Annotated in this window: 22 protein-coding genes and 1 other RNA gene; 7 read left to right on the top strand and 16 right to left on the bottom strand. The window is 58.7% G+C overall.

The window, feature by feature from the left end; translation table 11 throughout:
• Positions 1–392 precede the first annotated feature (392 nt).
• An RNA gene (rnpB, locus tag AC3WMT_RS26825) (RNase P RNA component class A) lies at positions 393–746 on the bottom strand.
• Between the two features lie 73 nt (positions 747–819).
• Positions 820–1725 carry a 16S rRNA (cytidine(1402)-2'-O)-methyltransferase gene (rsmI, locus tag AC3WMT_RS26820; protein WP_103306220.1) on the bottom strand — a complete coding sequence of 302 codons (906 nt, stop codon included), beginning with the start codon at positions 1723–1725 and terminating at the stop codon, positions 820–822.
• A 177-nt stretch (positions 1726–1902) separates the two neighbouring features.
• Between rsmI and AC3WMT_RS26815 the strand changes: the two genes are divergently transcribed.
• The 4 genes from AC3WMT_RS26815 (at position 1903) to AC3WMT_RS26800 (ending at position 5346) form a co-directional block, all read left to right on the top strand.
• On the top strand, positions 1903–3714 hold the full coding sequence (locus AC3WMT_RS26815) for a penicillin-binding protein activator (protein WP_103306221.1): 1812 nt from the start codon (positions 1903–1905) through the stop codon (positions 3712–3714).
• Positions 3714–4076, top strand: a complete 363-nt coding sequence (locus tag AC3WMT_RS26810; protein ID WP_103306222.1) for a YraN family protein — start codon at positions 3714–3716, stop codon at positions 4074–4076. Before AC3WMT_RS26815 ends, AC3WMT_RS26810 begins: the two co-directional genes overlap by 1 nt.
• A gap of 101 nt (positions 4077–4177) precedes the next feature.
• On the top strand, positions 4178–4771 hold the full coding sequence (locus AC3WMT_RS26805) for a phosphoheptose isomerase (RefSeq protein WP_008082788.1): 594 nt from the start codon (positions 4178–4180) through the stop codon (positions 4769–4771).
• Positions 4768–5346 (top strand): BON domain-containing protein, encoded by a 579-nt coding sequence (locus tag AC3WMT_RS26800; protein WP_103306223.1) that lies wholly within the window; start codon positions 4768–4770, stop codon positions 5344–5346. Before AC3WMT_RS26805 ends, AC3WMT_RS26800 begins: the two co-directional genes overlap by 4 nt.
• A 50-nt stretch (positions 5347–5396) precedes the next feature.
• On the opposite strand, the gene AC3WMT_RS26795 is transcribed toward AC3WMT_RS26800, so the two are convergent.
• The 7 genes from AC3WMT_RS26795 to rplM all read right to left on the bottom strand — a co-directional run bounded on the left by AC3WMT_RS26795 (position 5397) and on the right by rplM (position 10285).
• Positions 5397–5810 (bottom strand): ClpXP protease specificity-enhancing factor, encoded by a 414-nt coding sequence (locus tag AC3WMT_RS26795; RefSeq protein WP_103306224.1) that lies wholly within the window; start codon positions 5808–5810, stop codon positions 5397–5399.
• A 16-nt stretch (positions 5811–5826) separates the two neighbouring features.
• Positions 5827–6444: a glutathione S-transferase N-terminal domain-containing protein gene (locus AC3WMT_RS26790; protein WP_007917025.1), complete on the bottom strand. Its 618-nt coding sequence runs from the start codon at positions 6442–6444 to the stop codon at positions 5827–5829.
• 148 nt (positions 6445–6592) lie between these two features.
• Entirely contained in the window at positions 6593–7375 is a 783-nt protein-coding gene (locus tag AC3WMT_RS26785) for a cytochrome c1 (protein ID WP_103306225.1), read from the bottom strand.
• On the bottom strand, positions 7375–8586 hold the full coding sequence (locus AC3WMT_RS26780) for a cytochrome b (protein ID WP_103306226.1): 1212 nt from the start codon (positions 8584–8586) through the stop codon (positions 7375–7377). The genes AC3WMT_RS26785 and AC3WMT_RS26780 overlap by 1 nt, the downstream gene beginning before the upstream one ends.
• A complete protein-coding gene (petA, locus tag AC3WMT_RS26775; RefSeq protein WP_003228055.1) occupies positions 8586–9179 on the bottom strand; it encodes a ubiquinol-cytochrome c reductase iron-sulfur subunit in 594 nt (197 codons plus the stop codon). Before petA ends, AC3WMT_RS26780 begins: the two co-directional genes overlap by 1 nt.
• A 270-nt stretch (positions 9180–9449) precedes the next feature.
• Positions 9450–9842, bottom strand: a complete 393-nt coding sequence (rpsI, locus tag AC3WMT_RS26770; RefSeq protein ID WP_003205364.1) for a 30S ribosomal protein S9 — start codon at positions 9840–9842, stop codon at positions 9450–9452.
• A gap of 14 nt (positions 9843–9856) precedes the next feature.
• Positions 9857–10285, bottom strand: a complete 429-nt coding sequence (gene rplM, locus AC3WMT_RS26765; protein ID WP_007917032.1) for a 50S ribosomal protein L13 — start codon at positions 10283–10285, stop codon at positions 9857–9859.
• Positions 10286–10530: 245 nt separating this feature from the next.
• Between rplM and AC3WMT_RS26760 the strand changes: the two genes are divergently transcribed.
• Positions 10531–11571: an NADP(H)-dependent aldo-keto reductase gene (locus AC3WMT_RS26760; RefSeq protein WP_103306227.1), complete on the top strand. Its 1041-nt coding sequence runs from the start codon at positions 10531–10533 to the stop codon at positions 11569–11571.
• Between the two features lie 129 nt (positions 11572–11700).
• Here the strand turns inward: AC3WMT_RS26760 and AC3WMT_RS26755 are convergent, their stop codons facing one another.
• A complete protein-coding gene (locus tag AC3WMT_RS26755) occupies positions 11701–12837 on the bottom strand; it encodes an acyl-CoA dehydrogenase family protein (protein ID WP_103306228.1) in 1137 nt (378 codons plus the stop codon).
• A gap of 250 nt (positions 12838–13087) precedes the next feature.
• Here AC3WMT_RS26755 and AC3WMT_RS26750 point away from each other — a divergent pair, with 250 nt between their 5' ends.
• Positions 13088–13984: a GlxA family transcriptional regulator gene (locus AC3WMT_RS26750; protein ID WP_169842445.1), complete on the top strand. Its 897-nt coding sequence runs from the start codon at positions 13088–13090 to the stop codon at positions 13982–13984.
• A gap of 191 nt (positions 13985–14175) precedes the next feature.
• Here the strand turns inward: AC3WMT_RS26750 and zapE are convergent, their stop codons facing one another.
• From zapE to AC3WMT_RS26735, 3 genes are all read right to left on the bottom strand, one after another.
• A complete protein-coding gene (gene zapE / locus AC3WMT_RS26745) occupies positions 14176–15270 on the bottom strand; it encodes a cell division protein ZapE (protein ID WP_103306230.1) in 1095 nt (364 codons plus the stop codon).
• Between the two features lie 90 nt (positions 15271–15360).
• Positions 15361–16716: a tryptophan--tRNA ligase gene (locus tag AC3WMT_RS26740; protein ID WP_103306231.1), complete on the bottom strand. Its 1356-nt coding sequence runs from the start codon at positions 16714–16716 to the stop codon at positions 15361–15363.
• A 24-nt stretch (positions 16717–16740) separates the two neighbouring features.
• Positions 16741–17370 carry an alpha/beta hydrolase gene (locus AC3WMT_RS26735; RefSeq protein ID WP_103306250.1) on the bottom strand — a complete coding sequence of 210 codons (630 nt, stop codon included), beginning with the start codon at positions 17368–17370 and terminating at the stop codon, positions 16741–16743.
• A gap of 144 nt (positions 17371–17514) precedes the next feature.
• Here AC3WMT_RS26735 and AC3WMT_RS26730 point away from each other — a divergent pair, with 144 nt between their 5' ends.
• Positions 17515–17949, top strand: a complete 435-nt coding sequence (locus AC3WMT_RS26730) for a Z-ring associated ZapG family protein (protein WP_007961596.1) — start codon at positions 17515–17517, stop codon at positions 17947–17949.
• Positions 17950–18202: 253 nt separating this feature from the next.
• Here AC3WMT_RS26730 and AC3WMT_RS26725 read toward each other — a convergent pair whose 3' ends face one another.
• The 3 genes from AC3WMT_RS26725 to AC3WMT_RS26715 all read right to left on the bottom strand — a co-directional run bounded on the left by AC3WMT_RS26725 (position 18203) and on the right by AC3WMT_RS26715 (position 22489).
• The gene (locus tag AC3WMT_RS26725; RefSeq protein ID WP_103306232.1) at positions 18203–18937 is read right to left on the bottom strand and encodes a YiaD family glycine zipper/OmpA-like lipoprotein; all 735 of its coding nucleotides are present in this window, start codon (positions 18935–18937) and stop codon (positions 18203–18205) included.
• 114 nt (positions 18938–19051) lie between these two features.
• A complete protein-coding gene (locus AC3WMT_RS26720; RefSeq protein WP_103306233.1) occupies positions 19052–19696 on the bottom strand; it encodes an MBL fold metallo-hydrolase in 645 nt (214 codons plus the stop codon).
• Positions 19697–19756: 60 nt separating this feature from the next.
• Entirely contained in the window at positions 19757–22489 is a 2733-nt protein-coding gene (locus tag AC3WMT_RS26715; RefSeq protein WP_103306234.1) for a winged helix-turn-helix domain-containing protein, read from the bottom strand.
• Positions 22490–22509: the final 20 nt, after the last annotated feature.

Below are 22509 nucleotides of genomic sequence, written 5' to 3'. Positions count from 1 at the left end.
CTCCAATTTTTATCGTTTTGAGCTCAAAAAACCCACTTCATGCCACTTTCCGCCACTTGCGCACACTATAGGAATGCGCCCACCACACCGTCAAGGCGCGGATTAAAGGAAAACCCTTACAGAACGGAGATTTAGGAGCATAAAAGGAGGAGCAACGAGAATCTGGCGGATACTTTTGACCTATAACTTGATGCAGCACTGAAAGCTGCGCTCGAAAGTTAAAGTAATTTGTTAAGAGTAAGATTTTTTCGGTATTACAAAAGCGCTTCTGCTGTTGATTGAAGCAAGGTGGGAAATGGCTATTACTGCATTTGCCGCTGCCGAACTTTCAGCGCAGGCCTGCTGATAATACACAGCCCTGATGCCATTGATTCAAGCAGGGAAAGAAAAAGGTGGAGAGTCGATCTGTAAGCCGGGTTCTGTCTTGAACAGTCATTCGTCTACGATGGCCATCACTGGACATCTTTAGCAACCTACCCGGTCCCAGCGCGGGCCACGCCTTGGGACCCTATTTGGTCTTGCTCCAAGTGGGGTTTACCTAGCCACGAACTGTTGCCAGACGTGCGGTGCGCTCTTACCGCACCTTTTCACCCTTACCGGCGCTTGCGCGCTTAGGCGGTTATTTTCTGTGGCACTTTCCGTAGGCTCACGCCTCCCAGGCATTACCTGGCACTTCGCCCTATGGAGCCCGGACTTTCCTCCCCCCCCTAATTTTCATAGAGGGCAGCGACTGTCCGATCGACTCTCCGCCGCGAAGGTTAACGGCAGAGCGGCCGAAGAACAAGCGCTAAAAGCCCCAAGAGCGTTATGGGCGACGGCTTACACGTCTTTTTGTTTGTCGAGCGCGACCTGATACAGCACGTTTTTACGCTCGCCGGTAATCTGCGCTGCCAGCGCGGCGGCACGCTTGAGCGGCATCTCCTCAAGCAACAGATTGAGGATGCGCATCGCCTCGCTGCTGACGGCATCTTCGGACTCTGGCGCGCTCCAGCCGGCCACCAGCACGACGCATTCGCCGCGCTGCTGATTGCTGTCGGATTCAACGAACGCGCGCAGCTCAGCCAGCGGCAAACCTTTAAGCGTTTCGAAGGTTTTGGTTATTTCACGGGCGAGCAAGGCCTGACGCTCACCACCGAACACCGCCTCCATATCCTGCAGACATTCAAGAATACGGTGCGGAGCTTCGTAGAAGATCAACGTGCGCGGCTCTTCCTTGACAGCTTCCAGGCGCGCCTTGCGGCCGACCGACTTGGCTGGGAGAAAACCTTCGAAGATGAAACGGTCGGATGGCAGACCTGCGGCCGACAGCGCGGCGATCAACGCACACGCGCCAGGAACCGGCACTACATTGATCCCGGCAGCACGGGCCTGACGCACCAGGTGGTAACCCGGATCAGAAATCAGCGGCGTACCGGCATCCGAAATCAGCGCGACGTTGTCACCTGCCAGCAAGCGGGTAATAAAGCGACTACCTTCATCTCGTTCGTTATGTTCGTGACAGGCAGCCAACGGCGTGGAAATCCCGAAGTGCTGCATCAGTCGCTGCGAATGACGCGTGTCTTCGGCAGCGATCAACGACACTTCGCGGAGAATTTTCAGGGCCCGGGCGCTGATGTCGTCCAGGTTGCCGATGGGCGTCGCCACCACATAAAGCGAGCCAGCAGCGGAATTCAAAGGACCTGGAGCAGTCAAAGCGCACACCTCGTGATCGGTAAAAGGCGGCATTGTAACGCGTCACGAGGCTTGCGACGTGCACCGCCCATGCTCGGTTTTGCGTGTCGTTGTGCACTGACGCAACATTTACTCCAGCTAAATTGCCTGATTCACACCAGTAACATCGCGCCCCGGCCAGTGCTTGGGTACAATTCGACGCTAATTTGATCGAGTATCAGGAACACTTACATGATCGCTTGCCTGCGGCTGTTCACTGCCCTCTGCCTCGCTGCCTTGTTGGCGGCTTGCGCCAGCTCCCCTTCCTCCAGCCTTGGCGAACTTCCACGGACCCCGGATGCCAGCATCGAGCAACTGCTCGAACAGGCTAGTCAGGCGAAAACCCCGGAAAAAGCCGCCCTGTTGCGCCTGAGCGCTGCGGACCTGGCTTATCGCCAGGGCAATGCCGGACAGTCCGCGCAAATCCTGCAACAAGTGCCGATGGAGCAACTGAAGCCAGGCCAGCAGATTTTCGCCAGCACCTTGAATGCTGAGCTGGCCATGACCCGCAATCAGCCGAAAGCCGCGCTGACTGCACTGAGCCATCCAAGCCTGCAACACCTGGGCGAGATGCCAGAAGAGCAACAAGTGCGCACCGGCACCGTACATGCCCGCGCCCTTGAAGCCGATGGCCAGACACTGGCTGCCGCTCGTGAACGTGTGTTCATCGCACCGATGCTGCAAGGCGAAGCCGCCAGCAAAAACCACGAAGCGATCTGGACCCTGATTGGCTCGCTGCCAACCGACCAACTGCAACCGAACACCACCGACGATCTCGGCGGCTGGATGGGCCTGGCCATGGCAGTGAAATCCGCCGGCACCCTGGAACAGCAGCAAGCAGCGATCGACGCCTGGCGTGCGCAGAATCCAAAGCACCCGGCCGCCATCAACCTGCCGCTGCCATTGACCAAGCTCAAGGAACTGGCCAGCCAGCCACTGAGCAAGATCGCCCTGCTGTTGCCGCAGGACGGCCAACTGGCCGCAGTCGGCAAGGCTCTGCGTGAAGGCTTCATGGCTGCGCACTACCAGGCTCAACAGGCCGGGCAAAAGCCGCCAGCGATCGAGTTCTACGACAGCTCCAAGCTGACTTCGATGGACGAGTTCTACCGCAAGGCTCAGGCTGACGGCGTGCAACTGGTCGTCGGCCCGCTGGAAAAACCACTGGTCAAACAACTGAGCACCCGTCCGCAACTGCCGATCACCACCCTCGCGCTGAACTACAGCGAAGGCGATCAAGGTCCGGCGCAACTGTTCCAGTTTGGTCTGGCGGCTGAAGACGAAGCCCGTGAAGTGTCCCGTCGCGCTCGCGCCGATGGCCTGCACCGCGCCGCAATCATGGTGCCGAAAGGCGAATGGGGCGACCGCGTATTGCGTGCGTTCAGCCAGGACTGGCAGGCGAATGGTGGCAGCATCGTTGCCACCGAACGTGTTGATCAGCCAGTGCAACTGGCCCAGCAGATCGCCGACATGTTCCAGCTGCGCCAGAGTGAAGCCCGCGCCAAGAGCCTGCAAAATGCTGCCGGCACCAACGTCGCCGCACAGCCTTCGCGCCGTCAGGACATCGAGTTCATCTTCCTCGCTGCAACCCCGCAGCAAGCGCAGCAGATCAAGCCGACCCTGAACTTCCAGTACGCCGGTGACGTTCCTGTGTATGCAACCTCGCACGTGTACAGCGCCAGCGGTGACGTCAACCAATACAACGACATGAACGGCATTCGCTTCTGCGAAACCCCATGGCTGTTGGAAACCAGCGATCCACTGCGCCAGCAAGTGGTTGCACAGTGGCCGCAAGCGGCAGGCAGCCTCGGTCGTCTGTACGCGATGGGCGTGGACGCCTACCGCCTGGCGCCACGCCTGGGCCAACTCAAAGCCTTGCCGGACAGCCGCATCGATGGTGAGTCGGGCAGCCTCGGCATGACCCAGACCCAGCGCGTTGTGCGTCAGTTGCCTTGGGCGCAGTTCGTCAGCGGTCAGGTACAACGCCTGCCGGATACGCCACGCTGATGCCTGACAGGTCACGCTCGCAAAGCGGTAAAGATGCCGAGCGCCAGGCGCTCGAGCATCTGCAGGATCAAGGTCTGCGCCTATTGGCGCAGAACTGGTTATGCAAACGCGGCGAGCTTGATCTGGTCATGCTTGATGGCGATACAGTAGTATTCGTTGAAGTTCGCTACAGAAAAAACACTCAATGGGGTGGCGCGCTCGCTAGCATCGATGCGCGCAAGCAGCAGAAACTGATTTTCGCTGCGCAATATTTTCTTCAGCGCGAGTCGCGCTGGGCCAATTCCCCCTGCCGCTTCGACGTGGTGGCCATCGACAGCCATCCGAGTCAGCTGAACTGGTTGCAGAATGCTTTCGACAGTTGACCTGCAGCCAACCCGGACTTTTTCATCCGACAAATTTTGCTCTTTGCTTTGCGGGCTGCACATTCATGTGCCGGACAGCCGCGCTACTTAAGGTCACACAGATGGACATGCAATCCCGAATTCGCCAGCTTTTCCAGGCCAGTATCGACACCAAGCAACAGGCGATGGACGTACTTGCACCGCACATCGAGCAAGCCAGCCAGATCATGGTCAACGCCCTGCTCAACGAAGGCAAAATGCTCTCCTGCGGCAACGGCGGCTCTGCCGGCGACGCCCAGCATTTTTCTTCGGAGCTGCTCAATCGCTTCGAGCGCGAGCGTCCAAGCCTGCCGGCCATCGCCCTGACCACTGATACGTCGACGATCACCTCGATCGCCAACGACTACAGCTACAACGAAGTGTTCTCCAAGCAGATCCGCGCACTCGGTCAGCCAGGCGACGTATTACTGGCGATTTCGACCAGCGGTAACTCGGCGAACATTATTCAAGCGATCCAGGCCGCACATGATCGCGAAATGATTGTCGTAGCTTTGACCGGACGCGATGGCGGCGGCATGGCGTCGCTGCTGTTGCCCGAGGACGTCGAGATTCGCGTACCGGCCAACGTCACTGCACGTATTCAAGAAGTCCACTTGCTGGCGATCCATTGCCTCTGCGATCTGATCGACAGCCAACTGTTCGGGAGTGAAGAATGACCCCTAATCGCCTTGGCCTTCTGGCCTTGACCCTGTGCCTCGGCATCAGCGGCTGCACCTCGGTGGTGAATGCCAGCCGCGAAGCGCCGATTGAAGACGACCGTGGCACCCGCACCTTCGGCAGCAAGATCGACGACTCGCTGATCGAAACCAAAGTGGGCGTGAACGTGGCCAAGGCCGACCCGGCCCTGGACAACGACTCACACATCGTCGTCACCAGCTTCAACGGCGTCGTGCTGCTGGCCGGTCAGACGCCCCGCGAAGACCTCAAAGCCAAAGCCGAACAGGCTGCCGCCAACGTGCAGCGTGTGAAGAAGGTCCACAACGAGCTGCAAGTGCTGCAGCCCTCCTCCCTGCTGGCTCGTCAGAACGACGCGTGGCTAACCACCAAGATCAAGACCCAGATGCTCACCGACGCCAGCATTCCCGGCTCGCGCATCAAGGTCGTGACCGAGAACGGTATCGTTTATCTGCTGGGCCTGCTGACCAAACAGGAAGCGGCGCAGGCGACCAACCTGGTACAGGGCGTTTCCGGCGTACAGAAGATTGTAAAACTGTTTGAGTACATCGACTGATACGCACCCTGCAGATCATAAAAAAGGCGATCCATCCGGATCGCCTTTTTTTATTTCACCACTTTCAAACTCGGCCGACCGCTTGGGCGCGGCGGCTCGCTGTCCGGTGGCGGCAAGTCATCGTCCTGCTCGATATCATCTTCGTCATCCATCGGCGACTCGATATCGAACACCATGCCCTGACCGTTTTCCCGGGCATAGATACCCAGGATGGCGCTGATCGGCACGTACAGACTGTGCGGGACGCCGCCGAAGCGACCCTCGAAGGTCACCACGTCGTTGTCCATGTGCAGATGACGCACGGCACTGGGTGAGATGTTCAGGACAATCTGCCCGTCACTGGCGAAACCCTGCGGCACCTGCACGGCCGGGTACTCGGAATTGACCAGCATGTGCGGGGTGCAATCGTTATCCACAATCCACTCGTAGAGCGCGCGGACCAGATAAGGTCGACTGGAGTTCATAGCGGCTCCTTAAGCCTTAGCGCATATCGCGTTCGACACCAGACAGACTCGCCTGGAAAGCCTCACGCGCAAACGAGCGCTCCATATAATCAAGCAGCGGCTTGGCTGGCCGCGGCAGTTCAATACCCAGAATCGGCAAACGCCAGAGTATTGGCAATAGGCAGCAATCCACCAGACTTTGTTCCTCACTGAGGAAAAACGGCTTGTCGGCAAACAGCGGCGACACGCCCGTCAGGCTTTCACGCAATTCCTTGCGCGCCACGACACGCGCGGCCTCCTTGGACTTGGGATCAAGAATCAGATCCACCAGACCACACCAGTCACGCTGAATGCGGTGAATCAGCAGACGACTGTTGGCACGCGCCACCGGATAAACCGGCATCAACGGCGGGTGCGGGTAACGCTCATCCAGATATTCCATCACCACGGTCGACTCCCACAACGCCAGGTCGCGATCGACCAGCGTGGGCAGGCTTCCGTAAGGGTTCACCTCAATCAGTTTAGGCGGCTGGCGACCAGCTTCCACATAAATGATCTCGGCGCTGACACCCTTCTCTGCGAGCACAATGCGCACTCGGTGGGAATAGTGGTCGGCGGGGTCGGAGTAACAGGCCAACCGATTGGTCACGCCCATGGCGATCCTCCTCGCTTGTTGAAATTATCGGAACCGGAAAAACGCGCGCGCCCAGAGGGCGCCTCCCGCAACACCTGGCTGGCCAGACGTTGCGCTATCGGAGACGCCCTTGGGCGCGCGCGATTAACAGCAATGCTTTTGAAGCGTATCAGTGCACGTCTTTCCAGTATTCACGCTTGAGCAGATAGGCGAACACAAAGAAGAACGCCAGGTACAGCAAGACGTAAGTACCGATGCGCTGATGTTGCAGCTTAACCGGGTTAGCCGAGTAAGCCAGGAAGGTTACCAGATTCTTGACCTTCTCATCGAACTGCTCTTCGTTCAGAGCACCGGACTTCGGCACGATGGTCAGCTGATCGCACGCTTCATGAGTCAGCGGCGTACCGGTCAGCGGATCATATTGCTTCTTGCCACCTTCGACGATCTGCACCTGTTTGCAGCCCACGACCTGACGACCTTGCAGGCCGACCAGTACGTTGGGCATGCCGACGTTCGGGAAAACCTTGTTGTTCACGCCCCATGGACGTGCCGGATCTTCGTAGAACGACTTCAGGTAACCGTAGAGCCAGTCAGTGCCACGCACACGAGCGACCAGCGTCAGATCCGGTGGCGCAGCGCCGAACCAGGTCTTGGCGTCGGCCGGCTGCATGCCGATGCTCATGTGATCACCGATCTTGGCACCGGTGAACACCAGCTTCTCCAGCATCAGCTCATGAGGTACGCCGAGATCATCGGCAACTCGCTCGTAACGCTGGAACTTGGCACTGTGGCAACCCATGCAATAGTTGGCAAAGGTACGCGCGCCATCCTGCAGCGCAGCCTTGTCGGAAACGTCGATGTCGACTTTTTCCAGCTCCGGACCACCATGTTCAGCGGCGAAGGACAGCACTGGCAGAGCAGCAAAAATCAGAGCAAAAAATAACTTTTTCATCAGCCAGTCACCCTTTCCGGAACCTTTTTGGTCTTCTCGAGCCTGGTGTAGAACGGCATCAGAATGAAGTAGGCGAAGTACAGGAACGTGCAGATCTGCGATACCAGCGTGCGCTCAGGTGTCGGAGCGAGAACGCCCAGAATGCCGAGAATCACGAACGAAATGCAGAACACCACCAGCCAGATTTTGCTCATCCAGCCTTTGTAGCGCATCGACTTGACCGGACTGCGGTCGAGCCAAGGCAAGACAAATAGCACTGCGATTGCCGCACCCATGGCGATAACACCCATGAGCTTGTCCGGGATTGCCCGCAGGATCGCGTAGAACGGCGTGAAGTACCAAACCGGCGCAATGTGCTCTGGCGTCTTGAATGGGTTAGCCTGCTCGAAGTTTGGTTTTTCGAGGAAGTAGCCGCCCATTTCCGGGAAGAAGAACACGATAAAGCAGAAGATGAACAGGAACACTACGACACCGACAATGTCTTTCACGGTGTAGTACGGGTGGAACGCAATGCCGTCCAGCGGGATGCCGTTTTCGTCTTTGTGTTTCTTGATATCGACGCCATCCGGGTTGTTCGAGCCGACTTCGTGCAGCGCCAGGATGTGCAGCACCACCAGACCGAGAATCACGATCGGCAGAGCGACAACGTGCAAGGCGAAGAAGCGGTTCAGGGTGATCCCGGAGATCAGGTAGTCACCGCGAATCCACTGAGTCAGGTCGTTACCGATGACCGGAATCGCACCAAACAGCGAGATGATCACCTGGGCACCCCAGTAGGACATCTGCCCCCAAGGCAACAGATAACCCATGAAGGCTTCAGCCATCAGCGCCAGGTAGATCAGCATGCCGAACACCCAGACCAGTTCACGCGGCTTCTGGTACGAACCGTAGAGCAAGCCACGGAACATGTGCAGATAAACCACGATGAAGAACGCCGAGGCGCCGGTCGAGTGCAAGAGACGCAGGATCGAGCCGTACTCGACGTCGCGCATGATGTATTCAACGGAAGCGAACGCTTCTTCTGCCGATGGCGTGTAGCTCATCGTCAACCAGACACCGGTGACAATCTGGTTGACCAGCACCAGCAGCGCCAGCGAGCCGAAGAAATAGAAGAAGTTGAAGTTTTTTGGAGCGTAATACTTGCTGAGATGGTCTTCCCACATCTTGGTCGCAGGGAAGCGCGCATCAACCCAATCCATGAACTTGCTCATCACGCTTTCTCCGTATCGACGCCAATGACAATCAGGTCATCGGTCTCATAGGAATGCGGGGGAACTGGCAGGTTCAAAGGCGCAGGTTGCGACTTGTAGACGCGGCCAGCCAGATCGTAGTGGGAACCGTGGCACGGGCAGAAATAACCGCCCACCCAGTCTTTACCCAGATCCGCAGGTGCCACTTCGGGACGGAAGGTCGGTGAGCAACCCAGGTGCGTGCAGATCCCGATCAGCAGGAGAATTTCCGGCTTGATCGATCGCACTTCAGGGTCGACATAGGTAGGTTGCGTGGAGTTTTTGGAGGTTGGATCGGAGAGCTGGCCCTCGATCTTCTTGAGATTCCCCAGGATTTCCGCAGTACGACGAACAATGAACACCGGCTGGCCGCGCCACTCAGCAATCATCTGCTGCCCTGGCTCGATTTTGCTGACATTCACTTTCACCGGTGCACCGGCGGCTTTCGCCTTGGCACTGGGAAACCATGACCCCACGAACGGGACCGCAGCCCCCACCGCTCCTGCAGCACCCACCACGGATGTGGCTGCTACCAAGAAGCGACGCCGGCCTGCATTCACGCCGTCATTGCTCATTCAGTCCTCTCCCATCAGCTTTGTGGCCTGTTAAATCAGGCATCTACTAAATAAATCAATGTTACTTATAAAAATTTTGCCGAGATGGTAATGAAAAGCCCCAATTCTGACAAGGGAATTACCCGGAGCTCTCACCCTCAAGCCTTGCAGTATAGGGGGTCTACGAATGTGGCAAGTTGTCACAGCGCAATTCTTTTGATAAATCGCAGGCATAAAAAAACGCCCGGTTCCGTGAGGAATCGGGCGTTCTTTTTGAACGTGGAAGCGAAATTAACGCTTCGAGTACTGCGGACGCTTACGCGCTTTACGCAGACCAACTTTCTTACGTTCAACTTCACGGGCGTCGCGAGTAACGAAGCCAGCTTTGCGCAGAGCGCCACGCAGGGTTTCGTCGTAGTCCATCAGAGCGCGAGTGATGCCGTGGCGGATTGCGCCAGCTTGACCACTTACACCACCGCCGATCACGGTGACGTAGATGTCGAACTTCTCGACAGTCTCGGTCAGCTCCAGCGGCTGACGAACTACCATGCGGGCAGTTTCGCGGCCGAAGAAGTTATCCAGCGAACGGTTGTTGATGGAGATGTTACCAGTACCTGGACGCAGGAAAACGCGTGCGGTTGCGGTCTTGCGACGGCCAGTGCCGTAATTTTGAGTCGCCGACATAATGTACTATTCCGTTAAAACTTCAGTTCTTGGGGCTGCTGAGCAGTATGTGGGTGTGCAGCGCCCGCATAGACTTTCAGCTTACGGTACATGTCGCGACCCAGTGGGTTTTTAGGCAGCATGCCTTTAACCGCGGTCTCGATCACGCGCTCAGGGGCTTTGGCGATCAGCTTTTCAAAGTTGATCGACTTGATGCCGCCCGGGAAACCGGAGTGGGAGTAGTACATTTTGTCAGTGGTTTTAGCACCGGTAACACGGATCTGCTCAGCGTTGATTACGACGATGTAGTCGCCGGTGTCAACGTGAGGAGTGTACTCAGGCTTGTGCTTGCCACGCAGACGGCTCGCGATTTCGGTGGCCAGACGACCCAGGGTCTGACCAGCAGCGTCGACGACAAACCAGTCGCGCTTTACTGTTTCCGGTTTAGCAGTAAAAGTTTTCATTCTTTATAGCCTCAGGGGCCGCCCTGTAAATTAGACGGCGGATCTTACTGAATAGTGCGTACTTTGACAAGTCAAAGGCAGCCGGATACAGACGCTTTCGGGGGCTCGGGTCGGCGCGTCCGTTCAACGGCAAGATTCTTCGGCGGCGGCGCATCACTTCCACTGCAGAAAGAGGTCGGCAATTATGCAGATTGCGAAAAATATTTCAACCTGCTTTTATGATTGTTTTGCCCAAGGAGCACCCGATGGACTATCGCCAGCTAGGCCGTACCGACCTGAACGTGAGTGCAATCTGCCTCGGCACCATGACTTGGGGCGAGCAAAACACTGAAGCTGAAGCCTTCGCGCAGATCGAACGGGCCAAAGAGGCCGGGATCAATTTCATCGACACCGCCGAAATGTATCCGGTGCCGCCAAAAGCCGAAACCTACGCCACGACCGAGCGCTACATCGGCAATTACTTCAAAAGTCGTGGCGACCGCGCCGACTGGATCCTCGCCAGCAAGATTGCCGGTCCCGGCAACACCATCGACTACATTCGCGACAAAAACCTGCGCCACAACCGCCAGCACATCACCGCAGCGGTGGATGCCAGCCTCAAGCGCCTGCAGACCGACTACATCGACCTGTACCAATTGCACTGGCCTGAGCGCAGCACCAACTTTTTCGGGCAGTTGGGCTACAAACACAAGATCGAAGCCAACCTCACCCCGCTCGAAGACACCCTCGAAGCACTCGACGAGCAGGTTAAGGCCGGCAAGATCCGCCACATCGGCCTGTCCAACGAAACACCATGGGGCACCATGCGTTTTCTCGCCTTGGCCGAAGCTCGTGGCTGGCCGCGTGCGGTGTCGATCCAGAACCCGTACAACCTGCTAAACCGCAGCTTTGAAGTAGGCCTGGCGGAAATCGCCATTCGCGAACAGTGCGGATTGCTCGCTTATTCGCCGCTGGCGTTCGGCTTCCTGTCGGGCAAGTACGAAGGTGGTGCGCGTCCGCCAAAAGGCCGCCTGAGCCTCTACAGCCGCTTCAGCCGCTATTTCAATGCGCAATCGGAAGCAGCGTGCAGCCGTTATGTCGCGCTGGCCCGAGAGCACGGTCTGGATCCGGCGCAAATGGCGTTGGCGTTCGTCACTCAGCAACCGTTCGTCACCAGCAACATCATTGGCGCGACGACGCTTGAGCAACTGGACAGCAACATTGCCAGTTTTGACCTCAAGCTTTCCGATGAAGTGCTGGCGGGGATCGAGGCGATTCACAAGGATCATCCGAATCCGGCGCCGTAATCCAGGAAGATGATCGTTCCCACGCTCTGCGTGGGAACGCATACCATGACGCTCCGCGTCACTCCCAAAGCGGACGCAGAACGTCCATGGCGGCATTCCCACGCAGAGCGTGGGAACGATCACGCTGCATTACAGCGACCGCGCAATAATCTCCTTCATGATTTCATTGGTGCCGGCATAAATCCGCTGCACCCGCGCATCCGCCCACGCCCGGGCTACCGGGTATTCCCACATGAAGCCGTAACCGCCGTGCAACTGCACGCACTCGTCGAGCACCTTGCATTGCAGGTCGGTGCCCCAGTATTTCGCCATCGCCGCCGTCGGCACGTCGAGCTTGCCTTGCAGGTGCAGTTCCAGACATTTATCGACGAACACTCGACCGATCTGGATTTCAGTTGCCATCTCCGCCAGCTTGAAGCGCGTGTTCTGGAAATCGGCAATCGCCTTGCCGAACGCCTTGCGATCACGGGTGTAATCCAGCGTCCACTTCAGCGCAGCCTCGGCTGAGGCCAGACCGCCGATCGCCACGGTCAAACGTTCCTGCGGCAACTCCTGCATCAAATAGGCAAACCCCGCCCCGGCCTGCCCCAGCAGGTTTTCTTTCGGTACGCGCACATCCTGGAAGAACAATTCCGACGTGTCCTGGGCCTTCATACCGACCTTCTCCAAGCGCTTGCCCTTCTCGAAGCCCGGCGTATTCGCCTCGACCAGAAACAGGCTGGTGCCCTTGGCGCCGGCCTTCGGATCGGTCTTGGCGACGACGATGACCAGATCGGCGAGAAAGCCGTTGGTGATGAAGGTTTTCGAACCGTTGATCACATATTCATCGCCGTCCAGCACGGCGGTGGTCTTCACGCCCTGCAGGTCGGAGCCGGCACCCGGCTCGGTCATGGCAATGGCCGTGACCATTTCGCCCGAGACCAGTTTCGGCAGGTATTTGTGCTTCAGCGTTTCACTGCCGTAATGCAGGATGTACGGTGCAACGATGTCCGAATGAAGCGAGAAACCGATCCCGGTCAGGCCCAATCGACCGACCTCCTCGATCACCACCGCGCTGTAAAGAAAATCCGCCCCCAGCCCGCCGTATTCTTCCGGCAGATGCGAGCAGAGCATCCCCGCCTCCCCTGCCTTGTTCCACAGCTTGCGGTCGATATGGCCTTGTTTTTCCCACTGAGCATGGAACGGCACGGCCTCTTTTTCGAGGAAGGTTCGTACGCTGTCGCGGAACAATTCGTGCTCGGAGCTGAACAAGGTTCTGGGGATCATGCGGCACCTTTCTTTCTTGTTGGAGGGTTATGACCTTCAGAGACTAAGCCTCGCCTCCGATACAGGACACTGGACACATCCGACAAAAAATAAGACGATCCAGCCGTCTGGTGACCACTTTCCCTTATAAAAACAAAACAAAAGTTGAATTATGTCTAAGCAAGTCTCCACGCCCTTGCGGCGCGTCAGCATCCTGGCTATCGACCGGGTTTTCGCCTCCACTCTCATGCAAGCCAAGGATTTCTTCCATCTGGCCAGCCTGCGTTACGGCAAACAACTGGGCCACGGCCTGACACCGGCGTTCGAAACCCGCCTCGTCAGCCCTGACGGCAAACCGGTGAACAGTTTCAGTGACGTCGTGATGCCGGTGGACGGCGGCCTGGAAAACGCCGACGTGATTATCCTTCCAGCGTTCTGGGACGATTTCGACACGCTATGCAGCCGTTATCCACAAGTCCTGCCATGGTTGCGCGAGCAGCATGCGCGCGGCGCGGTGCTGTGCGGCGAGGCCACCGGGGTGTTCTGGCTGGCCGAGGCCGGGCTGCTCAACGGCAAGGAAGCGACCACCTACTGGCGCTTCTTCAATGCCTTCGCCGAGCGCTTCCCGAAGGTTTACCTCAATCAGGACAAACACCTGACGGACGCCGACAACCTGTATTGCGCCGGCGGCACTACTTCGGCGTGTGACCTCTACATCTACCTGATCGAACGTTTCTGCGGGGCCAACGTGGCGCAAGCCGTGGCCCGCGACATCCTCTATGAAGTGCAGCGCAGCTATTCACCGGGACGTATCGGTTTCGGCGGCCAGAAGCTGCATCAGGACGTGATCATCCTTCAGATTCAGCACTGGCTCGAAGAGCACTTCGCCGACAAGTTCCGCTTCGAAGACGTGGCCCGCGAGCACGGCATGAGCATCCGCAATTTCATGCGCCGCTTCCAGACCGCGACGGGCGACAAGCCGCTGCACTACCTGCAACGTCTGCGCATCGAGACGGCCAAAGGCTTGCTGTCCGGCAGTCGCAAGAGCATCAAGACCATCAGCTATGAAGTCGGTTACGACGATGCGAGCTTCTTTGCGCGATTGTTCCGCCAGCACACCGAACTGTCGCCGAACCAGTATCGGCAGCAGTTTCAGCAGGCTGCTTAACCCCCCGAAGCAAATACAAAACCTGTGGGAGCTGGCTTGCCAGCGATAGCGGTTTGTCAGAGACATAAATATCACCTGACACGACGCCATCGCTGGCAAGCCGGCTCCCACAGGGATTGCGGTGCATTCGAGCTGTTCTTCAGCGCATAAAAAAGGCCTGCAATTGCAGGCCCTTTTTTTGGCGAATCCGCTTAAGGCTTGTGCGCCCGCGACAGGAATTCGTGCGATTGCATCTCCAGCAGACGGCTCAGCGTGCGCTGGAACTCGAAGTTCAAACGTCCACCGGTGTACAGATCCTTCAGCTCGACTTCAGCAGAAATGATCAGCTTGACGTTACGGTCGTAGAACTCGTCGACCATGTTGATGAAGCGTCGGGCGATGTCGTCGGTGGTGACGCTCATCTGCTCGACACCGCTGAGCAGCACGGCGTGGAAGATTTTTCCCAGTTCGATGTAATCGTTCTGGCTGCGCGGGCCGTCGCACAGTTCGCGGAAGTCGAACCAGGCCACGTCATCGCAGGTACGCAGGGCACGGATTTCGCGGTTTTCGATGATCAACACATCGTTTTCCACGGCCGCAGTGCATTCCGGTGTCAGCGCCTTGAAGCTCTTGCGCAGACTTTCGTGCGCGGCTTCGTCGAGCGGATAGTGGAACAGTTCCGCTTGTTCGAGGTGACGCAGACGGTAGTCGACGCCGCTGTCGACGTTGACGATATCGGTGTTCTGCTTGATCAGCGCGATGGCTGGCAGGAAGCGCGCACGCTGCAGGCCATCCTTGTACAGACCATCCGGAACGATGTTCGAGGTCGCGACCAGGGTCACGCCGTTTTTGAACAGCTCTTCCATCAGCGTGCCGAGGATCATCGCGTCGGTGATGTCGGAAACGAAGAACTCATCGAAGCAGATGACCCGCGACTCAGTCGCAAAACGCTTGGCGATGATGGTCAGCGGGTTTTTCTCGCCGCCGAGGGTTTTCATCTCTTCGTGCACACGCTTCATGAAGCGGTGGAAGTGGGTGCGGGTCTTTTCCTTGAACGGCAGCGCTTCGAAGAAGGTGTCGACCAGGTAAGTTTTGCCGCGACCCACGCCGCCCCAGAAATACAGGCCCTTGACCGGGGTCTGATCCTTTTTGCCAAACAGTTTGCTCAGCAGGCCCGGCTTGTTCTGATCGGCGGCGATCAGATCCTCGTACAGGCGCTGCAAATGACGCACAGCAGTTTCCTGCGCGGCATCATGGAAGAAGTCCGGGCGTTTCAGATCAGCTTGGTATCGTTCTAGGGGCGTCATAATTCGTTAGCAAGGCAACAAAAACGGGCCGTCACTGTAGCGACGGCCCGTGGGAATGGCAATCAGCCCTTGGTCGGGCCGGCCCGTTGATTATTCCTGAACCGGTGTCAGAGCGATCCGCAAGGCCTCGACGGCCGCATCCCGCGCAGCAACATCGGCGAACGCCGGGCTGTCGCCGACGCACTCGCCTTCCAGCCACACGCTGAAGCTCAGGTCTTCGCTGCGCACGTCCAAAGGCTGGCCGGATTGCAGTTGCTTGGTCACCTGGCCGGCGGTTTTGCCGTCGGCGAAGTTGCGCGACAGCAGCAGTTGCTCGCCATCGGCCGCCAGCAGACGGAAACGGAAGCTGCCGTCGTCTTCACGGAAACTGACGAAGCGTGCGGCTTTCGCGGCTTTCTTCTTGGTGGTCGCGGCGACCTGCACCTGATTGACGAAGGAGCGCAGGCCAACGGCTTCGCGCAGTTCGTTGAGGAACGGCGTCGCCACGGCACGGGCCTTTTTCGCGCCGATCTGCAGGATGTCTTCCAGATCAGCCGGACGCTCGATCAACTGGTGATACTTGTCGCGAGCCTCGCCGAGTTGGTTGTCGAGCAACTGGAACAGACGGTTCTTCGCCTCGCCCCAACCCAGACCGCCCAACAGTTCGCTGCGGAATTCGTCGGATTGCGCCGGCGTGGCGAAGGCCTGGAACAGAGTGAACAGGTGCGAGTTGTCCGGATCCTTGGCTTCGCCTGGAGCTTTGGAGTCGGTGACGATCCGCGAAATCGCGTCCTTCATTTCTTTGGCGCTGGAGAACAACGGGATGGTGTTGTCGTAGCTCTTCGACATCTTGCGACCGTCGAGGCCCGGCAATGTCGCCACGCTTTCTTCGATCAGCGCTTCGGGCATGGTGAAAAATTCTTTGCCCTGACCGAACAAGTGGTTGAAGCGCTGGCCGATATCCCGGGCCATTTCCACGTGCTGGATCTGGTCGCGACCGACCGGCACCTTGTGCGCGTTGAACATCAGAATGTCCGCCGCCATCAGCACCGGATAGCTGTAGAGGCCCATGGTGATGCCGGCATCCGGGTCTTCGCCGGTCTCGACATTCTTGTCCACCGAAGCCTTGTAGGCGTGGGCGCGGTTGAGCAGGCCCTTGGCGGCGACGCAGGTCAGCAGCCAGGTCAGTTCAGGGATTTCCGGAATGTCGGACTGACGGTAGAAGGTCACGCGATCAACGTCGAGGCCACCGGCCAGCCAGGTCGCGGCGATTTCCAGACGCGAGCGCTGAATGCGCAGCGGGTCATCGCATTTGATCAGGGCGTGGTAGTCGGCCAGGAAGTAGAACGAATCGGCATTGCTGTCGCGGCTGGCGAGAATCGCCGGGCGGATGGCGCCGGCGTAGTTGCCCAGGTGCGGCGTGCCGGTGGTGGTGATGCCGGTGAGGATGCGGGTACGGTTCGTCATGGGTAATCGCTTGTCAGACTGCAATCAATTCGAAAGACGCGGCAGGATCAGATCCTTGAGATCGGTCAGCTTGCCATGAAAAAAGTGTCCGCATTCTGCCACTTTCAGCAGCTCATGGGGGCGCAGGAGTTGTTCCGACCAGTCGTAAACCAGTTGCGGATCGATGACTTCGTCGGTTTCTGGCTGGATCACGGTGATTTCGCCGTGTTGTGGCAGTTGATCCTGTTCGCCAAGACGCATCACCGCCGGGGCAACCATGAACAGGTGCTTGAGCGGCACGCCTTGTGCTTCGAGGCGCCCGCCGAGACTTGCTGCAACAAATCCGCCGAAGGAAAAACCGAACAGGGTCAGCGGCAGATCCGGGTGTTTTTCCCGCAGCCATGCGGCGGCAGCCTGGGCGTCATCGACTTCGCCGGTGCCCATGTCGTGCGTCCCTTCGCTGGCGCCGACGCCGCGATAGTTGAAGCGCAAGGTGATCAGACCCGCGTCGCGCGCGGTGCGCTGCAGGGTCGAGACGACCTTGTTGAGCATGGTGCCGCCCTGCACCGGGTTCGGATGGCAGATCAGCGCAATGCCTCGCGGCTGCTCGTTATCCAGGTACAGGGACTCAAGTTGACCCACCGGGCCGTCAATCACTACAGGGGTTTCACGCATCAGCAAGGAAGGAACTCCGTGACCTCGAATCGGGTCGACTCGTCTAGCAAATTGTCTGTGCCAATCTATTGCGAGTGAATCGCGGTATACAGCGCAGGTTCGAGCCGTTAACGTAAAGCAAAGCCGTTTATAGAGGAAGGACTCGTGGAACACTCGCTCTTAGTTTGGTTGTTACCGACTCTTGCCCTGGTTGTGGGTGTCGCCATTGGATTCCTGATCGCGCGCGTTGCACCAAACGCCGCGCCGAGCCGTACGCAGCGTCAACTGGATGATATCCAGGAGCGTTTCGACAGTTATCAAAACGAGGTGGTCACCCACTTCAACAGCACCGCGATGCTGGTCAAGAAACTGACCCAGAGCTATCAGGAAGTGCAGGATCACCTCGCCGAGGGCGCCAATCGTCTGGCCCTGGACGAGCAAACCCGCCAACGCCTGATCGCTGCCTTGCACGCCGACGCGGCGCAGGCACCACGCGAACGCCTGACGCCACCGCGCGATCAGGAACCACCGCGTGATTACGCACCGAAAGCCCCGAACTCGCCGGGCATGCTCGATGAGCATTATGGTTTGAAGAAGTAATCAGTCTTCGCACCAAAGAAAAAGCCCCCGGACAATGTTGTTGTCCGGGGGCTTTTTTGTATCCGCCGATTTGTGTCGCCAGTGATGGCCTCATCGCGGGCAAGCCCGCTCCCACAGGGTGATGTGTGGAACACAGGTTTTGTGTACACCACCAATACCTGTGGGAGCGGGCTTGCCCGCGATGAGGCTATAACAGGCCAGACAAAAAAATGCCCGATCACAGGACCGGGCATTTCTTCATTCAGGCAATCGCTTACGGATACTGCTGAACGGTGCCCGGCTGTTGCTGCTGGCCACCATACTGCTGGCCAGGAATCGCTTTCAGGTTGACTTCAACCCGACGGTTCTGCGCACGGCCATTGACGTCGCCGTTGCTGGCAATCGGATTATCCGGACCGGCACCACGGGCCGACAGATTGGCACCGCTGACGCCTTGCGAGGTCAGGTAGGTTGCCACGCTCTGCGCACGACGCTGGGACAAATCCATGTTGTGCTGGCGGCTGCCGGTGCTGTCGGTGTAGCCGACGATTTCGATCTGGTTCTGGTTGAACTCTTTCAGCGAGTTGGCCAGATTGTTCAGCGGCTGATAGAAGCTCGAAGCGATGTTCGCCGAATCGGTAGCGAACGTGATGTTGCCCGGCATGATCAGCTTGATCTGATCGCCCTGACGCTGCACTTCAACCCCGGTGTTGGCCATGCTCGCACGCAGCTTGGCTTCCTGCTTGTCAGCGTAGTAACCGTAACCGGCTGCCGAAGCACCCACCACGGCCGCACCGATCAAGGCGCCCTTGCCACGGTTGTTATGGTCGATGGCAGCACCCGCCAGGGCACCAGCCAGCGCACCCAGGCCACCGTACTTGGCGGTTTTGCTCATGCCTTGGGAGCCACCGTCGGCCTGGCCCTGATTGTCATACGGGTTGGGCGAGGCGCAGCCGGACAGCAAGGCCACGGCAGTAGCGACAATAATCAAACGACGCTTGGTGAACATTGAGAGCTCCTACTTTTGCATTCTGTGATGCAGCGGCCGTCTGGCAATGGACCTCTGCGGGCGTTGGATCATGACAATGCACAAAAATTCCGCCGCACACTCGTGACAAAATATTTAGGCCCGCACAAACGGGTTTTCGCGCATCTCATCGCCCAGACGCGTGTCCGGACCATGCCCGGCAACGACGATTGCGTCTTCGTCCAGGGTGTACAGCCGCTGCTTGATCGAACGCACGATGGTCGCCTGATCGCCGCCCCACAAATCCGTGCGCCCTACGCCGCGACGAAACAGCGTGTCGCCGGCAATCAACAGCTTAGCCTCGGAAAACCAAAAGCTCATGGAACCTGGCGTATGACCCGGCGTATGCAGCGCCACGCCGCAACCACAGGCCAGTTCTTCGTCATCGCTGAGCCAGCGATCCGGCGACGGCACCGGGGTATAGGGCACACCGAACATCTGGCACTGCATCTCAAGGTTGTCCCACAAAAACTGGTCATCCTTGTGCAAATGCAGGGTCGCGCCGGTTTTCTCTTTCATCTGGCCAGAGGCGAGAAAATGATCGAGATGCGCGTGGGTGTGGATGATGCTGACCACTTTCAGACCCAGCGCGTCGAGGCGCGCCATAATCAGGTCCGGATTGCCGCCCGGGTCAACGACGATGGCCTTTTTGGTGATCGGGTCACCGATGATGGTGCAGTTGCACTGTAGCGGGCCGACGGGGAAGGTTTCGCGGATAAGTGCTGGGCCTGGAACGGTCATGGGGAATCCTGAGCATTGTTCAACAACGTCGAAAACGGAAGATTCCGGATTTTACCGCCGCTAGACCATTAACCCCAATTCTTTGGCCCGCGCCACTGCTTGCGTCCGCCGCTCAACCCCCAATTTACTGTTGATATGGCTAGCGTGGGTTTTCACGGTATGCAGCGAAATGAACAACTGCTCGCTGATTTCCTGATTCGAACAACCCTGCGCGATCAGACGTAACACTGCCAGCTCCCGACTGCTGAGTTGTTCGGTGGTCGCTGACTCGGCGGCTGGACGGGGTGTGGCAGGTGGAAAATATTCGAGCAACTGCTGCCCCGCCAGCGCTGGTGAAGCCTGTAAATGTCCGCGTAACCAGTCGGCATGTCTTTTCACCAAAGCATCGAACGGTTGCAGCACACCCCCAGCCGCGGCTTCCAGCGCCTGGCCCAACGCCTTGCGCGCTTCCGGCTCGCGCCCACCTGCCAGCAGCAACGCAACCTTTTGGGTCAACGCCATCACACTGAGCAACTGTCGCCCGGTTTGCTGACCGTTCTCATGCAGCACGTTCAGCCGCCCTTCGGCGAGCATCGGTTGCCCCTGGATCATATCGAGCAATGCCTGTTGCAACTCAACGTGCAGCGGCAGCTGTGGATGAAATTCAGGTGGTGCGGCGGCGCGTTCGCCGGTGTAAGTCTGGCCCAGACGCGCCAGCCAGGCCTCGGCCAGATCGGTGCGGCCCTGCGCCAGCCACAGCTCGCATTTGACCAGGGTGATCATCGCCAGATAGTAGATCGGCGGCACGTCCCAGATGTGCATCAGCCGTTCGGCTTCGGCGAGTTCGGCGAAGGCTTTGGCGAATTCGCCGGTGGCGCCGTCCAGGCGAGCAATCACGCAGTGTCCGATCAACACGCTGATATCGCGGCAGGCCCGCGCTTCGCCGATCCCGGCCAGCAGACGCACGCGGGCGGCTTGCGGCTGCAAGCGCATCGCCAGCAGAAAACCTTCATACAACGTCAGCCGTGCGCGCACCGCGTATAACCGTTGTGGGGACAATCCGCGCAGGCGTTCCAGTCCTTGATGGACTTCATCCAGCGCGCGGAGGATTTCGCCGCGTGCCTGCAAGACGCGGGCACGGTCGTAATGCGCCAGCGCTTCGAACAACGGGTTACCAACGCGTTGCGCCAGCTCAAGGGATTCGCGGTTCAGACCACGAGCGCGCCAGAGATCACCGTCGGCAATCGCCAGATTGGACAGCGTCGACAAACACATCAGCCGTTGACCGTAGCGTTTGGCCGGAAGGCTCTCCAGGGCTTCGCTGCAATACCTGAGGGTCAATTCACGATGGCCGCGACCACGAGCGATGATCCCGCTCAGCGCCAGCCATTGCGCCAGCATCGACCTTTGTGCCGTGGCGGACGGCGCCGGAAGGAAACGGCTCAAGTGGCTGGAGAGTTCTTCGGCCGCATCGAGCTGACAGGCCAGCCCCAGCGCCCAGCTGTAGAGGACGATCAGCCGCGGCGTACTGATCAGCAGGCTGTCCGGCAAGTCCATTTTCCAGCGCAGCAGCATGCCGACGTTCTGCTCGGCGAGCAGTTGCTCCTCGGAGAGGTTCTGTACCAGATTCGCTGCCACGTCGAGGTGGCCGGCACGCAAGGCCTGCTCCACCGCTTCGTCGAGCAAACCTTGAGCGTTGAACCAGCGACAGGCGCGCAAATGCAGGGTCGCGGTGGGCACCATGGCTTGAGCAATCGGCCGACTGCGCAACAAATCAGAAAACAGATGGTGATAACGATACCAGTGCCCATGTTCATCCAGCGGCACCAGAAAGACCTGATGCGCAAGCAGGAAACGCAGGATCTCGGCGCTGTCGTGGGCCTCGCGAACGGCGTCGCACAACTCGCTGCAAAAGCGCTCCTGCGGGGCAGTGTCGTAGAGAAACGCCTGGACTTCGGCGGGCAGGCAATCGATGACTTCTTCCAGCAGATAGTCGCGGATCAGCCCTTCCCCGCCGTTCAGCGCTTGCGGTAACGCAGCATCGCTGCCGGCCTCGGACACCGCAAGCAACCAGAAGCGCAGCCCGGCGACCCAGCCTTCGCTGCGCTGGATGAGGTTTTCCAGGGCTTCGCCACGCAGTGATGTGCTGTGGCGATCAAGCAGGGTCAGGGCTTCGTCGTGGGTCAGGCGCAGATCCGCCTCGTGCAACTCCAGCAACTGCCGCGACAGCCGCAGGCGCGCCAGATGCCAGTCCGGACGCTGCCGACTGGTGACCATGACCAGCAAGCCATCGGGCAAATGATTGAGGAAAAATTGCAGGCAACGGTCGAGCACTGGCCCTTGGGCGAGATGGTAATCGTCGAGAACCAGCAACAGCGGCTTGGCCGGATCGAGGTGCAGCGTCAGCTCATCGAGCAAACCGTCGAGCCATTCTTCGAAGGCAAACGGCTGGTGGCGCTGCCGCATTTTCAGCAGGCCCAGTGCGCGGCTGCCCAGTTGCGGAAAGTAGTCTTGCAAGCCTTCGAGCAGACGTTCGAGAAACCGCCCGGGGTCGCTGTCGCGCGGGCTCAACCCCAGCCAGAGGCTCTGCCAGTGCGCCGGCAGACTTTGGCAGAATTCCACCGCCAGCGAGCTCTTGCCAAACCCGGCGGGGGCGCTGACCAGCAACAGGCGCCCACCGAGCCCGGCTTGCAGGCGCTCGCAAAGGCGTGGTCGCAAGACGTAGCCATCGGGCAGCGGCGGGCGAAAAAAACGCCCGTCCAATGCCACGACGGCAACGCTTGCGGGACCCGGGAGTGGGGACAGATCAGTCATGGCCGGCTCTTGTTCGAATT

This window comes from Pseudomonas sp. FW305-7, assembly GCF_058786735.1.
This window is presented reverse-complemented; position numbering and strand designations above follow the sequence as displayed.

Bases quoted from the DNA above. Each gene is read 5' to 3' on its own strand.
- rsmI (WP_103306220.1), bottom strand. From the start codon at position 1,725: ATGCCGCCTTTTACCGATCACGAGGTGTGCGCTTTGACTGCTCCAGGT.
- AC3WMT_RS26815 (WP_103306221.1), top strand. From the start codon at position 1,903: ATGATCGCTTGCCTGCGGCTGTTCACTGCCCTCTGCCTCGCTGCCTTG.
- AC3WMT_RS26810 (WP_103306222.1), top strand. From the start codon at position 3,714: ATGCCTGACAGGTCACGCTCGCAAAGCGGTAAAGATGCCGAGCGCCAG.
- AC3WMT_RS26805 (WP_008082788.1), top strand. From the start codon at position 4,178: ATGGACATGCAATCCCGAATTCGCCAGCTTTTCCAGGCCAGTATCGAC.
- AC3WMT_RS26800 (WP_103306223.1), top strand. From the start codon at position 4,768: ATGACCCCTAATCGCCTTGGCCTTCTGGCCTTGACCCTGTGCCTCGGC.
- AC3WMT_RS26795 (WP_103306224.1), bottom strand. From the start codon at position 5,810: ATGAACTCCAGTCGACCTTATCTGGTCCGCGCGCTCTACGAGTGGATT.
- AC3WMT_RS26790 (WP_007917025.1), bottom strand. From the start codon at position 6,444: ATGGGCGTGACCAATCGGTTGGCCTGTTACTCCGACCCCGCCGACCAC.
- AC3WMT_RS26785 (WP_103306225.1), bottom strand. From the start codon at position 7,375: ATGAAAAAGTTATTTTTTGCTCTGATTTTTGCTGCTCTGCCAGTGCTG.
- AC3WMT_RS26780 (WP_103306226.1), bottom strand. From the start codon at position 8,586: ATGAGCAAGTTCATGGATTGGGTTGATGCGCGCTTCCCTGCGACCAAG.
- petA (WP_003228055.1), bottom strand. From the start codon at position 9,179: ATGAGCAATGACGGCGTGAATGCAGGCCGGCGTCGCTTCTTGGTAGCA.
- rpsI (WP_003205364.1), bottom strand. From the start codon at position 9,842: ATGTCGGCGACTCAAAATTACGGCACTGGCCGTCGCAAGACCGCAACC.
- rplM (WP_007917032.1), bottom strand. From the start codon at position 10,285: ATGAAAACTTTTACTGCTAAACCGGAAACAGTAAAGCGCGACTGGTTT.
- AC3WMT_RS26760 (WP_103306227.1), top strand. From the start codon at position 10,531: ATGGACTATCGCCAGCTAGGCCGTACCGACCTGAACGTGAGTGCAATC.
- AC3WMT_RS26755 (WP_103306228.1), bottom strand. From the start codon at position 12,837: ATGATCCCCAGAACCTTGTTCAGCTCCGAGCACGAATTGTTCCGCGAC.
- zapE (WP_103306230.1), bottom strand. From the start codon at position 15,270: ATGACGCCCCTAGAACGATACCAAGCTGATCTGAAACGCCCGGACTTC.
- AC3WMT_RS26740 (WP_103306231.1), bottom strand. From the start codon at position 16,716: ATGACGAACCGTACCCGCATCCTCACCGGCATCACCACCACCGGCACG.
- AC3WMT_RS26735 (WP_103306250.1), bottom strand. From the start codon at position 17,370: ATGCGTGAAACCCCTGTAGTGATTGACGGCCCGGTGGGTCAACTTGAG.
- AC3WMT_RS26725 (WP_103306232.1), bottom strand. From the start codon at position 18,937: ATGTTCACCAAGCGTCGTTTGATTATTGTCGCTACTGCCGTGGCCTTG.
- AC3WMT_RS26720 (WP_103306233.1), bottom strand. From the start codon at position 19,696: ATGACCGTTCCAGGCCCAGCACTTATCCGCGAAACCTTCCCCGTCGGC.
- AC3WMT_RS26715 (WP_103306234.1), bottom strand. From the start codon at position 22,489: ATGACTGATCTGTCCCCACTCCCGGGTCCCGCAAGCGTTGCCGTCGTG.